The sequence below is a fragment of the Rhodococcus sp. IC4_135 genome, from assembly GCF_011602025.1.
Lineage (GTDB): Bacteria > Actinomycetota > Actinomycetes > Mycobacteriales > Mycobacteriaceae > Rhodococcus_F > Rhodococcus_F baikonurensis.
This window is the reverse complement of sequence record NZ_JAAOLG010000018.1, coordinates 1-13,829: the sequence shown is the minus strand read 5'-3', so window position 1 is coordinate 13,829 and position 13,829 is coordinate 1. Positions and strand designations below refer to the sequence as shown.

The window sequence follows — 13,829 nt, the reverse complement described above, 5'->3', positions numbered from 1 at the left end:
ACATCGAACGAATCCTTGGTCTTACCCGTTCACAGCGTCAAAATGGAAGGCACGGTTCGGCATTCAACCCACCCTGCAAACAAATGAGACATTTGCCCATCAAACGATCGTGATACAGCGAACACAGCTTAGACCGCGATCCATCTCTGCGTGGCAGGCGCGCCTGGTTAACCCTCCAATTGTGGGTCGGCTTCCAGATTCGTGAGGCCGTTCCAACACAAATTCACGAGGTGGGCGGCGACAACTTCCTTGGACGGAGTTCGTTCGTCGAGCCACCACGTAGCCGTCGTTGACACCATGCCGACAAGCGCCTGCGCGTACATCGTCGCTAGTCCGGGGTCGAAACCGCGTCTGGAGAAGTCTCCCGCCAGCAGGTAGCCCACCTGACTGATCGCGTCGTTGAGGAGGCTCGAGTAGGTTCCGCTTGGCGCGACAACAGACGAATCGCGCACGAGGATCCGGAATCCGTCGGTGTGCTCTTCCACGTAGGTGAGCAAAGCCAACGCAACCCGCTCGACTCGAACTCTCGAGCGATTTTGCGAGAGGGAAGAAGTGATCATCTCGAGAAGGCGCGACATCTCCCGGTCCACTACGACGGCGTACAGCCCCTCCTTGCCACCGAAGTGCTCGTACACGACGGGCTTGGACACGTTCGCTCGCTGGGCGATCTCCTCGATCGAGGTCGCTTCGTATCCCCGTTCGGCGAAGAGCGCCCGCCCGATCTCGATGAGTTGCTGACGCCGTTGGGTACCGGTCATCCGGATTCGTGTCGCTCGTTCGGGAACTGGATCCCCGCCACCCGAACCGGACACCGTCGCCATTGTCTTCCTCTCGCCGACTCACAAATTGTTGCTGTGGACACTCAGCCTATCGGGACTTCGGGGGCCCAATCGGAGGAGCGGTTCGACCTACGGCGGGTCGGCGTGCGATTATTCTTTCGCGCGTTCGGCCGCAAGGCTCGGCAATGCGTGGCAATCCGCCGTGGTGTAATGGCAGCACCTCTGATTTTGGTTCAGATAGTTCAGGTTCGAGTCCTGGCGGCGGAGCTGGTGAACAACATGCATTTCCCGAGCGGAAATTCATGTCTTGATCGACAGCTTGATCGACAGAGGGAGCTCAAACCAGTGCAGACCGCCGTGATCGTTCTCGCAGCGGGTGCCGGTACACGAATGAAGTCGAAGACTCCCAAGGTCCTCCACACTCTCGCCGGACGCAGTATGCTGGCACATTCGCTTCACGCGGCAACCTCACTGAATCCCACGCACCTCGTGACCGTCGTCGGCCACGATCGTGAGCGTGTCACCGAGGCCGTCAACACAGTCGCCGGCGAGCTGGGTCGTCCCGTCACCGTCTCCGTTCAGGACGAACAGAAGGGCACCGGGCACGCCGTCAGCTGCGGGCTCGAGGGGCTGCCGGCCGACTTCGCCGGGACCGTACTCGTCACAGCCGCCGACGTGCCCCTGCTCGACGGCAAGACCATCGCGGATCTCCTCGCCCAGCACACGGCTGCTCCCGCTGCCGCGGTCACGGTGTTGACGTCGACGGCCGTCGACCCCACCGGCTACGGACGAATCCTTCGCACGACGGACGGCGAGGTCAACGCCATCGTCGAGGAGAAGGAAGCCACTGATTCGCAGCGCTCGATCACCGAGGTCAATTCAGGGGTGTACGCCTTCGACTTCGAAACTCTGCGCGACGCCCTGGCATCCCTCGACTCCAACAACGCACAGCACGAGTTCTATCTCACCGATGTGATCATGATCGCTCGACGCGCAGGAAAGCGTGTTCGTGCGCAACACATCGCGGATTCGGTTCTCGTCGCCGGCGCCAACGACCGAGTGCAGCTCTCGACGCTCGCCCGCGAGATGAATCGTCGAATCCTGGAGTCGTGGATGCGCGCCGGCGTCACCGTCGTCGACCCCGCGAGCACCTGGATAGATTGCGACGTGCACATCGCGCAGGACGTGACGCTCCTGCCCGGAGTTCAGCTGACCGGCACGACGTCGGTGGGCGAAGACGCCGTGATCGGCCCGGACACCACCTTGGACAACGTGACAGTCGGCGAGCGCGCAGTGGTCGTCCGCTCGCACGGGACCGACTCTGTTGTCGGCGCGGACGCAACTGTCGGCCCCTTCGCCTATCTCCGGCCGGGTACCCGCCTGGGTGCACACGGCAAGATCGGCGCTTACGTGGAAACCAAGAACGCGGATATCGGCGAGCATTCGAAGATTCCGCATCTTACCTACGTCGGCGACGCCACCATCGGCCATCACAGCAATATCGGAGCTTCGAGCGTCTTCGTCAATTACGACGGGGTGAACAAGAGCCGTACTGTGGTGGGGTCGCACGTCCGAACCGGCTCCGACACCATGTTCGTCGCCCCACTCACTGTTGGTGACGGCGCATACACCGGTGCGGGCACGGTCTTGAAGAACGACGTACCGCCTGGGGCGCTTGCCGTCTCGGGTGGGGCGCAACGCAACATCGAGGGTTGGGTGCAGAAGAATCGACCCGGCACTCCTGCGGCCGACGCCGCTGCAGCGGCTGCACAACCTGACAGCCCTGCAACAACCTGACAGCACAGATCACCACCAGATCGACCGGCAAGTACAAAAGGATGGCATGAACCAGTGACTGCGAATTGGATCGACAACCAGAAGAACCTGATGTTGTTCTCGGGTCGCGCACATCCCGAGTTGGCGGAGCAGGTGGCGAAGGAACTCGACATCCGCGTCACCCCGCAGACCGCGCGCGACTTCGCGAACGGCGAGATCTTCGTTCGATTCGAAGAGTCCGTTCGCGGCTCCGACGCGTTTGTCCTGCAGAGTCATCCGGCACCGCTGAACACGTGGGTGATGGAGCAGCTCATCATGATCGACGCTCTCAAGCGTGGATCGGCAAAGCGCATCACTGCAGTGCTCCCGTTCTACCCGTACGCCCGCCAGGACAAGAAGCACCGCGGACGCGAGCCGATCTCCGCTCGCCTGATCGCGGACCTGCTCAAGACCGCCGGCGCCGATCGCATCATCACGGTCGACCTGCATACCGATCAGATCCAGGGCTTCTTCGACGGGCCCGTCGATCACATGCACGCACACAGCCAGTTGGCCAACCACATTCGCGCGGGCTACAACCTCGAGAACATCACGGTGGTCTCCCCCGACTCGGGCCGCGTTCGTGTCGCCGAGAAGTGGGCCGACTCGCTCGGCGGAGCACCGCTGGCATTCATTCACAAGACGCGCGATCCGTTGGTACCCAACCAGGTCAAGTCCAACCGCGTCGTCGGTGAGGTCGAAGGTCGCACCTGCATCCTGATCGACGACATGATCGACACCGGTGGAACCATCGCCGGTGCGGTCAAGGTCCTCAAGGAGGCCGGTGCGGGTGACGTCGTCATCGCCGCAACCCACGGCGTCTTGTCCGACCCTGCGGCCGAGCGTCTGTCGACGTGTGGCGCAAAGGAAGTTGTTGTCACCAATACACTTCCGATCGACGAGTCGAAGAAGTTCCCGACGCTGACGGTGCTGTCCATCGCACCGCTGCTGGCACGCACCATCAAGGAAGTTTTCGAGAACGGTTCTGTGACTTCGCTGTTCAACGGCAGCGCCTAGTCTCCCGCCGCACTACGGGCGCGTACCTGTGACTTTACGGTCACCGGTACGCGCCCGTAGTCGTCTTCGCGAACCTCACAGAAACAGACCACCTGGTCATCATGAAACCACCTGTGGGACACACGAATACCACCAAAAGCGGCAATCAGCATGATCTTGATCACGCCCGCGTCGAGAAACCCAGGTCGATGTTGGGGCGGTGTTCACCGCGCCGCAATCTTCGCCTAGTGTGGCTCGTCGTGATCGACGCGCAAACCCTGGAATCCCGGCCCGAATCTCATTCCCTGAATTCATCAGTTCCGACGATCCGGCGGTGGCGCCCAGGATCTTGTGTCTGGTGCGGAGACGACAACTCCGTGGACATGTTTCGCAACGAACCCCGCTGCGGAAAATGCCGTGAAAACGAAGGCATCATCGACGACGCGAAGCGTTTCCTCGGCATGTACGGTCTGCGCCCGCTCGGCGGCACGCTGCAGTCCGACGACGACGAAGAGCGCGAGTACCGCGTCAACGCTCGCGAGGCACGCCGAGTCCTGAACGAGATCCGCATGGACGTCCTTCCCGATGCGGCCGCGGTTCGCAAGGCAATCCGGCCCCGCGCCGCAACGGTTGTCGCCGACACGTCGCCCGCACGCGCTTCCCGCCCCGCCAGCACGGGCACCGCGACGCGCGTTGCCGCTCCGGTCAAGACGGACACCGTGGACATCGACACGCTCCAGACGCGCGTCCTAGGGCTTCTCGATCAGCTCGGTTCGATCGACGAGCAGATCAAGGTCGCCGAACTCGCACAAGGGTTGCCGGCGCGCGCTCGACTGAGCGATCTCAACAAGCAGAAGGCCACGGTTCTTCGCACGCTGGCTGCTCTCGAGAAGGCCCGAATCGCCGCCTCCAACTAATTCCTTCGCGTCCGTCCCACGGCCCCGTCTCCTTGCGAGACGGGGCCGTTCTGTATGAGCAGGTACCTTTACGAATCGTGAATGACATCACCATCACCTTCGTCGTGCTTGCACTGGTAGTGGCGCTGTTCGTGATCGGCCGAATCCCGGTCGGCATCATCGCGATCGGCACTGCCCTGGCGCTGTACGCCACCGGTGTGATCACGATGGAGCAGGCGCTCGCAGGATTCGGCGATCCCACGGTGGTGTTCATCGCCGCGCTCTTCGTCGTCAGCGAAGCCCTCGACGCCACCGGCGTCACCACGTGGGCGGGCGAGAAACTGCTGGCGAAAGTCGGCGAATCCCGAGTCCGTCTCGTGAGTGCGATCATGTTGCTGGTTGCCGCGTTGACCGCACTGATCAGCGTCAACGGAGCCGTGGCCGCGTTGGTGCCGATGGTGGTCGTCTTGGCGGTGCGTCTCGGTAAGTCGACGTCACAACTGCTTCTGCCGTTGGCATTTGCCGCCCATGCCGGGTCGATGCTCACCTTGACCGGAACGCCGGTCAACATCATCGTTTCCGAAGCCGCCGAGGAATCCGGGGCCGGTGCTTTCGGGTTCTTCAGTTTCACCTTGGTCGGTGCGCCCCTGGTGTTGGGAACGATCGCGATCGCCGTACTTCTCGGCCCTCACGTCCTCCCCCATCGTGCGGGGACGTCCATGTCGCCTGACCTGAGCCGACACGCCAAGACCCTCGCGAAGCAGTATCAGCTGATGGGCAAGGATGCGCCGTCCGCAGAGCCCTTGATCACCAAGCACGACGGTGTGGTCGAGGTGATAATCCCGCCGCGCTCGGAAATGATCGGCGACAGAGCTTTTCCGGGCATGGTGACCGACAGTGGCGATCTGGTGATCCTCGCAGTCCAGCGTGCCGGTGAGGACTGCGGCCCCAAGGGCGTCAAGTTGGCGGCAGGTGACACGCTCCTCCTGCAAGGCAGCTGGGACGATCTCGACACGCACACCGCGGTCGATCCGAATGTCCTCGTGGTGGACGCACCTGCCCAGATCCGTAAGCAGGCAGCGCCGTTGGGCACCCGCGCGGTCATCGCTCTCGTCGTCGTCGCAGCGATGGTCGTGTTGCTGACGTTCGGATTGGTGCCGTCGGCGATAGCCGGACTCCTCGCGGCGTGTGCGATGGTGCTGCTACGAGTCATCAGTGTCGAGCAGGCGCATCGGTCCATCTCGTGGACGACGTTGATTCTCGTCGGCGGAATGATCCCGCTGTCGACCGCGATCCAGCAGACCGGCGCAGCCGAGAAACTCGCGCATGCCTTCGTCGACGTCGTCGGTGGTGCAAGCCCGTATGTCGTCGTCGCCGGGCTCTTTGTCGTGACGGCGACTCTGGGCCAGCTGATCAGCAACACCGCGACCGCGTTGATCATCACGCCGATCGCCATCTCGGTCGCCATCGAACTCGACATCTCGGTGCTGCCCCTACTGATGACGGTCACCGTCGCAGCCGCGGCATCGTTCCTGACGCCCGTAGCCACGCCGGCGAACATGATGGTGATGGGGCCTGGCGGGTACAAGTTCGGTGATTACTGGAAGCTCGGACTCCCGATGTTGTTGTGGTTCCTGATAGTTGCAACCGTATTGATCCCAGTGATCTGGAGTTTCTGATGTGCTCACCGAAGGTCTTGTCGGAGGTCTACGAATCGATCGGACGCGAGGGCAGGAAGGTCAGCCGACGATCGATCTTCGCGGCGCTCGGCACTACTGCGCTCGGCGCGACCGTCGTGGCCGGCGCGGTGCAGCCCATAGCGTCGGCAGCGCCATCGGGTCGGACCATTGTCGATCTGACACACGTACTGACGCCGGATTTCCCGGTGTGGCCGGGCGCGCGCTCGTTCGAGATGAGGAACCTGGCGAAGATCGCCGACGCCGGTGGGTCTCTGGGCTCGCTCGGTTCTGCCGGGTCAGGTGGAAAGTTCTACCTCAACGAACTCCGCCTCGAGGAACACACGGGTACTCACATCGACGCGCCCGCACACGCCAGTGCGGACGGGATCACCGTCGAGAAGATTCCGGTTGCCGACCTCGTCGTACCGATTGTGGTCGTCGACATCAGCGCCCGCGCCGCCGTCGACCCTGACACATTGCTCACCCGCCAGGACATCCTCGATTGGGAAGCCGTCCACGGGACGATATCTCCCCGCAGCCTGGTGGCGATGAACTCGGGTTGGGATACCCGAGCCGGTGCCGGTGGTGCCTTCACGAATCGAGATGCGCTCGGCGTGCAGCACACACCGGGATTCGCCCCCGAGGCGATCGACTTTCTCGTCCGCGAGCGCGACATAGTCGCCGTGGGCTCGGACACCCTCAGCATCGACGCGGGCCGAAGCACGACCCACGGGGCTCACCGAAGCGCTTTGGGCTCAGGAAAGTACGCAGTCGAAGCCCTTGCAAACCTGTCCGCACTTCCAGCCGCCGGCGCCACGGTGATGGTGGGCGCGCCGACGCACGCGGGCGGTTCCGGTGGTCCGTGCCGGGTTATCGCCTGGTACTGAACGCTGACGTGTTGAGAGATCAGGGCGTGGGTGTCACCCGAAGCACCTTGTCGCTTGTTCCGTTGTCCGTGGTCACCAGAAGCGAACCGTCGGGCGTCGGAGTCACCGACCGCAAGCGACCGAACTGGTTCTCCAACCCGAAGGTCTGCGCGTCGACCGAGCGTCCGTCGGCACTCAGGCGGAGGAAGATCAGTTCCTTGCTCTTGAGACCACCCATTACGAGCGCACCGTCCCAGGCACCCCACGCAGCCCCACCGGTGAAGGCAGCGCTCGCGGTAGCCAACGTCGAGCTACCCGAACGCCACACCGCCGCAATCGCTCCCGGCACTCGCACCGGGTCGGTCATCGGCACGGATTCGTCGTACGTTCCGGGAAGCCGATCCGGGCGGTAGCCGTAGTTTCCGCCGGGGGCAAGCAGGTTGACTTCGTCGTCGACGCTTGTGCCCTGCTCCACCGAGTACACCCGGCCGGATCCGGGTTGCACGGCCAAGCCTTGGACGTTGCGGTGCCCGAGCGTGTAGACCGGGCTGGAAGCATTCGGATTCCCCGCCGCCGGAGTTCCGTCGGCATTGATGTGCAAGACCTTGCCGCCCAGCGAATTCGGATCCTGCGGCACGCTCGGTGTCGCGGTGTCACCCGTTCCGACGAACAGCGTTCCGTCCTGGGCCGCAAGAATTCGGCACCCACCATGACGCCCTGACGAGACCGGGATCCCGGGCAGTACGGTTCCGGTTCGCGTGAGTGCGGTCCATCCGGCGTCGACGGTCCACGAGATCACTCGAACGTCCGTGACTCCCCCGGCACTGAATCCCTGGCAGGTGTACAGGGTGCGCGACTGAGCGAAGTCGCGAGCAAGCGCGATGCCCATGAGTCCGGTTTCGGACTGCGCGTAGAGATCCGAAAGGTCAGCAGAGACTGGACCTGTCGTGTTGTCGCTTCGGCGAACGAAGAATCCGCCGGACCGTTGTCCGGTCAGGATCGCGCCGTCCGGGGCCGCCGCGACGTCCCAGGGGTGATCGAGTCCGTCGACCAGTGTGGTGACCGACAGCTGTGGGAGGGTGTTCTCGATGGGTATGTCCGGGTCGTCGCTCCCCAACGATCCGGTGCTTCCGTTGCCGAAACTGCCGGGGTCGAAGGGGAATGGTTGAGCCACACACTGCGCCACCGGCATCACCAGTACTGCAGTCAGGGCCACGGTCAATGCGGCGAGCTTCGGATGACGCACGCGTTCTCCTCGGGTCGGAAACCGTTCTGCGCCTCACTATAAACAGACAAACACCATTTTTCGGGCCGTCGCGCTATACCCGCAGGCCACAGGAGAAACGAAACCCCTTCAGAAGTCTGCAAACTCCGACAAAGCGTTCGCCAGCGGGGACGCGGTCCGTCTTGATGCAGATCGTGCCTTCCGCCAGGCGGGCACACTCCAGTCCAGGAGGTATTCAAGATCCGCTTCCACTCCCCTGTCCCGAAGCCCGAAACGTCGTTCCAGCGCATCGTCGTCCGTCAAATGCGGTCTCGCCGCGTCGGGCACTCTCACTTCGGGGGCACAAAACATGCCTACGGGCGCGGTAACCGTTCGTCGTCCTGAGGGATCTTTCCACTCCAGATGACCACCCCCGATTTGCTGCACTGTCCACCTGCCAAACGTCTTCAGTCGGTGATGTTTTCGACACAGACAGGCCAAGTTCCGTTCTGCAGTAGGTCCTCCCTGGGCGGGGTTGCCGTGATCGAACGGCACTGTGTGATCGATATCGCAACTATCAGAACGCACAACACAATTCGGAAAGCGGCACGTACCGTCTCGCGTCCTTACAATCTTCGCCAACGCCGCGGACGGCTGGTACGTGCATTCACTGCGCCGCGAACCACTGTTCCTTCTCGAGCGATTGCCCCTTGTCGAGCGATTACCCCTTGTCACAGCGGGCAGTATCTCCGGTGAGCGCATCGACCGACCCACGCCGAGCACCGGTCCGACTGCCCCCGCAGTCGAACAATGTTGCACCTCGGACGGTGAAAGGGTGAGGACTCTCTGCCACGTGGCATCCGCGGCGATCGCGCGCGCAAGGTCGGCATCGATATGGCCGTGCCCCTGCAAATAGCCTGGCAGGTCGTCGAATCCGAGCAGGGTGGAAGCGTTGACACCCACAAGAATTGTCGAAATCGGGAGCGCGGAGGTCTTCGAATCGTCCCTGCTAGTGCAATCGCCGTCGCACTGACAATCCAACAACGTCTTTCCCTCCGCCAATGCGATCAGTGCATCGGCACGACGTTGCCCGAAAGTTCTCGGATCTGAACCACACACCTGCATCGACATCGCACGGAGTCTGGTCGCCAAAGTCTGAGCGCCGACCGCTGGAAGCATTCCGTCCAGAGTCGACATGCCGTCGTGAGACGCGCACGTCCGAACGTCCCGATCCGCCTCCGCACGAACCCGCCTGGCACGCACCCCATCAGGGTCGTGCCGAGCAATGAGACCTCGTGCGCGCGCCTTCAACTTGTTACCGGTTGTACGGCAGGCACCGTCCACGAGGAGTCGCTCGATCTCATCGAGCGCGTGCTCGGAAACATTGGCGAGAGCTTCGGACAGTGCCGTCGCTTTGGCCAGATCGATGTCACCACAAGCAAAAGCGGCCGCCACCCGCGGGAGCCGCCAGCGCAGGTCACATCCCAGTGCAATCATTTTCTGCGCGGCATACTCCGTAATACTCAGTCTCGACGCGATCTCCACGTGCGCGAATTGACCCTGAAAAGCCTCGTTGACTCCAACCGCGGCGTCCTCCTCACAACGGTCCAGGTACAGCGCAGTGACTGCGTCGATCTCGAGGAAGTGGGCGCGCGCGATTTCCGCATGCTGCCGAAACAGCGCATCCGCGGAAATCATTGATTCGAACATATGATCGATACTACGGGCACCTACCGACAAGTTTGCGGAATCCCGGGGAGTTCACCGATACCCAAGGCGGAGACAGCATCCTCTGACATGTGCCCACTTCACGCCCGCTGCGCACACAACAGCACAAAGCGCTGATCCTGATCCGTCCACACCTTCCGTACCCCGAAGCCTGCGGACGCGAGTTCCGCGGCAATCCCGTCCTCGGTGAACTTCGCCGAGATCTCGGTTCGCAGTTGCTCGCCCGCTGCGAAGGTGATTTCCAGATCCAGGTCGTCGATACGCACCGAGAGTTCTCGAATCGCTTCCAGTCGCATCTCGATCCACTCGTTCTCGGCGTCCCAGAGCGCGACGTGGCGGAAGTCCTCCAAGGGAAAGTTCGCTCCCAGTTGCTTGTTCAGGACCGCGAGAACATTGAGGTTGAACTGCGCCGTCACGCCGGCAGCGTCGTCGTAGGCGGGCACGAGAACAGCCGGATCGATCACCAATCCGACGCCCAGGATCAGGTTCTCCCCCGGATCGAGCACCGCCGCGATCCCCGAGAGGAAATCGGCTCGTTCTGCCGGAACGAGATTTCCGAGAGTTCCGCCGAGAAACGCGACCGCCCGCCGTCCGCCACCGGGCAGATGATGCAGCGAGCCGGTGAAGTCGCTGACCACTCCGACCACGTCGATTCCGGGAAACTCGGCACCGATCTGCTGCGCCGCGCCTTCCAGTGCCGTCACCGAAACATCCTGCGGTACATACGTTCGCAGAGTTCCACGAGCGGTCATCGCGTCGAGGAGCAACCGGGTCTTCTCCGCGGAACCGGAACCCAGTTCGATCAGGATCTCGGGTTCGGTCAACGCAGCGATCTCGTCGGCGTACTGCGCGAGCAGGCCGCGCTCGGTACGGGTGGGGTAATACTCGGGTAAGGCCGTGATCTCCTCGAACAATTCACTTCCACGCGCGTCGTAGAACCATTTGGGCGAGAGCCATTTCGGCGTAGCGGTCAAGCCCTCCCTGGCCTCGGCTCGCAGTGCGTCGACCGATTCGGCCGGTGTCAGATAAACCTCGAGTGTAGGGGTTTTCATTGTTCTCCCATCGGAATCGGGGTGATGATCAAATGACCGGGACGCGCGCAGACGATGTGCCGGTCCGGCACCTGCTGCCAGTCCGGGAGTTGATCGAACGGTTCGGAAACGATCAGGGCCCGCGACTCGTCGACTCGCGTGTACAGCGTGTGGCCCCACGCCGTGGCCCACAGTTCCTGCCCGTCGCCGAACAGGAGGTTCAATCGTGAATCCGGTGCCGCCGCAGCCACATCGTGAACGAGGCTCGTCACGGCGGCCTCCGCGGGCTTCGACTTCAACCGATGCCGAAGCACTGTCCACAACAAGGCAGCATCCGTCGGGGCGGGCATCTTCAGCAGTTCGACGGCGGGTACCTCCGCCGCCAAGTCGGCAAGTGAACCAGGCCAACCGGATACCGCTCCGTTGTGGCTGAAAGCGTAGGTTCCGTCGACGAACGGTGCACAGGCCCCGATCTCGACGGCCATCCCCTCCGTCGCGGAACGTACGGCAGCGAGAACGGATCCGGAATCGATGTGGGACAACGTCTCGTCGACAGTCGGGTCCGACCAGATCGGCGAGACACTGCGGTACCGTCCCTGCCTTCCACCGTTCCACCACGCCGCACCGAATCCGTCGGCATTGATGGTCCCGCCGCCACGCATCTCGCGAGGTGCCCACGACTGTCGCATCAGCGAGTTCTCGCCGTCGTGGAGGAGTTCACGAACCGAACGCGGCGGCCCGAGATACCCGAGGTGCCGACACATGTCAGGGTCTACCCGAAATCGTTCTGGCGCACCGAAAACCCGAGAAGATCTGGCGCCTGATCGGGTGGTCCCAGTTGCGGAACGTCCCGCGACAGGCAACGCTGTCGGTCCCGAACGATCCCCCTCGCAACACCTTGTAGTCGCCGCCGAAGAACACCTCCGAGTACTCCCGATACGGGAAGGCCCGGAACCCCGGATACGGATGGAAACCCGAAGACGTCCACTCCCACACGTCGCCGATCATCTGCTCGACACCCGCTGCCGACGCACCCGCCGGGTACGAGCCGACGCCGGCGGGACCGAGATGGCGCTGACCGAGATTGGCGAGATTCTCGTCTGCGGGGACGTCCCCCCAGGGGAACCGTCGTGATCTTCCGGATTCCGGATCCCACCGCGCCGCCTTCTCCCATTCCGCCTCGGTGGGAAGCCGTTTGCCTGCCCAGTTGGCGTAGGCCTCGGCCTCGTAGAAGCTCACGTGCACTACCGGCTTGTCCGGTGGAACCGGAGCTTCGACGCCGAAAGTCTCGTGCCACCAACCCGAACTGTCGCGTTCCCAGAACAGGGGTGCACGAAGTTTCGCATCGACACGATGCCGCCAACCGTCGCGAGACCACAGTTCCGGGCGGGAATACCCACCGTCCTCGATGAATTCGACGAACTGCCCGTTGGTGACCGGAAATCTGTCGATCGCGAAGTCGGTGAGATAGACCTGATGTGCGGTGCGCTCGTTGTCGAGTGCCCACGGTTCGTCGTCGGTTCCCATGACGAAGGGGCCGGCGGGAATCGTGATCTCGTCGAGTTCCGGCATGCGAGCCGCTTGCGGAGCGGGTGTCGCAACGAGTGCCGTGGGCCCCGAACGTAATTGGTGTGTCGCAAGCATGGTCTCGGCGTGTTGCTGTTCGTGCTGCGCGATCATCCCGAAGGCAAAACCGTCCATGTCGAGTTCTGTGCGCCCGAACGTGCTGGCTTCGAGCACATCCCAGACCTTCCCGCGAACAGTACGTACGTATTCGCGCGCCTCGGACGGGTTGAGCAGGGGAAGTGTGGGTCTCGACGATCTCGAATGCTTGAACGCGTCGTACAGCTCGTCTATGTCGCTACGCACCGGATCGCGGCCACCGACGTCGCGCACCAGCCAGAGTTCCTCTTGATTGCCGATATGCGCCAGGTCCCACACGAGTGGACTCATCAACGGGGAATGCTGAGCGATCAATTCGGTATCGTCGACGCAGTCGGTGAGCAGCGTCGACCGCTCACGCGCCCGCAGAAGCACGGCCTCGACCGCTTCCTTGGTGACCTCCTCCGTCATGTGGTGCTCTCACCGGGCACGATGGCGCGACAACACCGTTCGGCAGCGGCATCGAGAAGGCGGACGAACTGCGGCTCCGGCGCATACGAGGCGGCAAGCGACATCAGAGATGTTGCCGCCGAACGTAGTTCGACGTCATCCAAGCCGTACTCGGCCGCGTCTCGCCACCGCCCGGCCGTTGACGCTGCAGCATCACTCGCCTCACGCATCACAGCGGGCCCGGACAGTAACGCGTCGACCGCTGCTATCGGCACTCGCCACAGATCTCCCGGTTGTGCGTCGATGTAGCGAACCTCCAGGTGGCCGACAGCGCGAACCGGCGGGAACAGCGTGGACAGGTGATAGTCCAAGTCCGCCCAGACCGGGCGACGTCCGATCTCGGCATCCAATGCGCCGTCGATCCAGTCTCCGAAGGTGGCACCCCGCGGAGCCGTCCAATCGTCGCCCTCGTTCCTCACGCACATCAGCGGAACGTCGAGCGCCCAGCCTGCGTAGTCCTGCGCTTCCGGGACTGCACTTGTTCGCCAGGAATCGAGTTCGAGCCACGTCCGCATGCGTTGGGAGGCCCAATCTCCTCTCGGAACCCCTTGCAGGCGCGGAGAACACGCAAACGCAGCGATGAGGGCCGGGCCCATGTCCCCGAGAAGTCGCCAACGCTGGGCGATGGACTCAGGACTGCTGCCGGCATCGACACTGACCTGTACTGCTGCGGTATTGCACATCATCAACGTGCCGTACGGGCCTATCCCGGCGAAGCGGGAT

The 13,829-nt window shown here is 63.0% G+C and carries 12 protein-coding genes and 1 tRNA gene; 7 read left to right on the top strand and 6 right to left on the bottom strand.

Annotated features, from left to right (window positions below; translation table 11 throughout):
* Nucleotides 1-167 precede the first annotated feature (167 nt).
* Complete coding sequence (locus G8767_RS25035) at nucleotides 168-821, bottom strand: TetR/AcrR family transcriptional regulator (RefSeq protein ID WP_095972137.1); 654 nt, start codon at nucleotides 819-821, stop codon at nucleotides 168-170.
* 154 nt (nucleotides 822-975) lie between these two features.
* On the opposite strand from G8767_RS25035, the gene G8767_RS25030 reads away from it, so the two are divergent.
* The 6 genes from G8767_RS25030 to G8767_RS25005 all read left to right on the top strand — a co-directional run bounded on the left by G8767_RS25030 (nucleotide 976) and on the right by G8767_RS25005 (nucleotide 7,052).
* Nucleotides 976-1,046, top strand: a tRNA-Gln gene (locus G8767_RS25030).
* Between the two features lie 78 nt (nucleotides 1,047-1,124).
* Complete coding sequence (gene glmU / locus G8767_RS25025) at nucleotides 1,125-2,576, top strand: bifunctional UDP-N-acetylglucosamine diphosphorylase/glucosamine-1-phosphate N-acetyltransferase GlmU (RefSeq protein WP_166812467.1); 1,452 nt, start codon at nucleotides 1,125-1,127, stop codon at nucleotides 2,574-2,576.
* Between the two features lie 54 nt (nucleotides 2,577-2,630).
* The gene (locus G8767_RS25020; RefSeq protein WP_003946284.1) at nucleotides 2,631-3,611 is read left to right on the top strand and encodes a ribose-phosphate diphosphokinase; all 981 of its coding nucleotides are present in this window, start codon (nucleotides 2,631-2,633) and stop codon (nucleotides 3,609-3,611) included.
* Nucleotides 3,612-3,973: 362 nt separating this feature from the next.
* A complete protein-coding gene (locus G8767_RS25015; protein WP_058226039.1) occupies nucleotides 3,974-4,507 on the top strand; it encodes a hypothetical protein in 534 nt (177 codons plus the stop codon).
* Between the two features lie 77 nt (nucleotides 4,508-4,584).
* Nucleotides 4,585-6,165: an SLC13 family permease gene (locus G8767_RS25010; RefSeq protein ID WP_166812464.1), complete on the top strand. Its 1,581-nt coding sequence runs from the start codon at nucleotides 4,585-4,587 to the stop codon at nucleotides 6,163-6,165.
* On the top strand, nucleotides 6,165-7,052 hold the full coding sequence (locus tag G8767_RS25005; RefSeq protein ID WP_166812462.1) for a cyclase family protein: 888 nt from the start codon (nucleotides 6,165-6,167) through the stop codon (nucleotides 7,050-7,052). The genes G8767_RS25010 and G8767_RS25005 overlap by 1 nt, the downstream gene beginning before the upstream one ends.
* Before the next feature lie 19 nt (nucleotides 7,053-7,071).
* On the opposite strand, the gene G8767_RS25000 is transcribed toward G8767_RS25005, so the two are convergent.
* A complete protein-coding gene (locus tag G8767_RS25000) occupies nucleotides 7,072-8,277 on the bottom strand; it encodes a PQQ-dependent sugar dehydrogenase (protein ID WP_166812460.1) in 1,206 nt (401 codons plus the stop codon).
* A gap of 1,233 nt (nucleotides 8,278-9,510) precedes the next feature.
* Here G8767_RS25000 and G8767_RS35915 point away from each other — a divergent pair.
* A complete protein-coding gene (locus tag G8767_RS35915; protein ID WP_240952769.1) occupies nucleotides 9,511-9,936 on the top strand; it encodes a hypothetical protein in 426 nt (141 codons plus the stop codon).
* 107 nt (nucleotides 9,937-10,043) lie between these two features.
* Here G8767_RS35915 and egtD read toward each other — a convergent pair whose 3' ends face one another.
* From egtD to G8767_RS24975, 4 genes are all read right to left on the bottom strand, one after another.
* On the bottom strand, nucleotides 10,044-11,015 hold the full coding sequence (egtD, locus tag G8767_RS24990; protein WP_166812456.1) for an L-histidine N(alpha)-methyltransferase: 972 nt from the start codon (nucleotides 11,013-11,015) through the stop codon (nucleotides 10,044-10,046).
* Nucleotides 11,012-11,758 (bottom strand): ergothioneine biosynthesis protein EgtC, encoded by a 747-nt coding sequence (egtC, locus tag G8767_RS24985; RefSeq protein ID WP_166812454.1) that lies wholly within the window; start codon nucleotides 11,756-11,758, stop codon nucleotides 11,012-11,014. Before egtC ends, egtD begins: the two co-directional genes overlap by 4 nt.
* 1 nt (nucleotide 11,759) lies before the next feature.
* Nucleotides 11,760-13,067: an ergothioneine biosynthesis protein EgtB gene (gene egtB / locus G8767_RS24980; protein WP_166812452.1), complete on the bottom strand. Its 1,308-nt coding sequence runs from the start codon at nucleotides 13,065-13,067 to the stop codon at nucleotides 11,760-11,762.
* On the bottom strand, nucleotides 13,064-13,829 hold a 766-nt coding region (locus tag G8767_RS24975; protein ID WP_240952767.1), incomplete at its 5' end, for a glutamate-cysteine ligase family protein. The genes egtB and G8767_RS24975, both read right to left, overlap by 4 nt.

What these genes read in the sequence shown, in the direction of transcription:
- G8767_RS25035 (WP_095972137.1), bottom strand. Translation starts at nt 821, where the DNA reads ATGGCGACGGTGTCCGGTTCGGGTGGCGGGGATCCAGTTCCCGAACGA.
- G8767_RS25015 (WP_058226039.1), top strand. Translation starts at nt 3,974, where the DNA reads ATGTTTCGCAACGAACCCCGCTGCGGAAAATGCCGTGAAAACGAAGGC.
- G8767_RS25005 (WP_166812462.1), top strand. Translation starts at nt 6,165, where the DNA reads ATGTGCTCACCGAAGGTCTTGTCGGAGGTCTACGAATCGATCGGACGC.
- egtD (WP_166812456.1), bottom strand. Translation starts at nt 11,015, where the DNA reads ATGAAAACCCCTACACTCGAGGTTTATCTGACACCGGCCGAATCGGTC.
- egtC (WP_166812454.1), bottom strand. Translation starts at nt 11,758, where the DNA reads ATGTGTCGGCACCTCGGGTATCTCGGGCCGCCGCGTTCGGTTCGTGAA.
- egtB (WP_166812452.1), bottom strand. Translation starts at nt 13,067, where the DNA reads ATGACGGAGGAGGTCACCAAGGAAGCGGTCGAGGCCGTGCTTCTGCGG.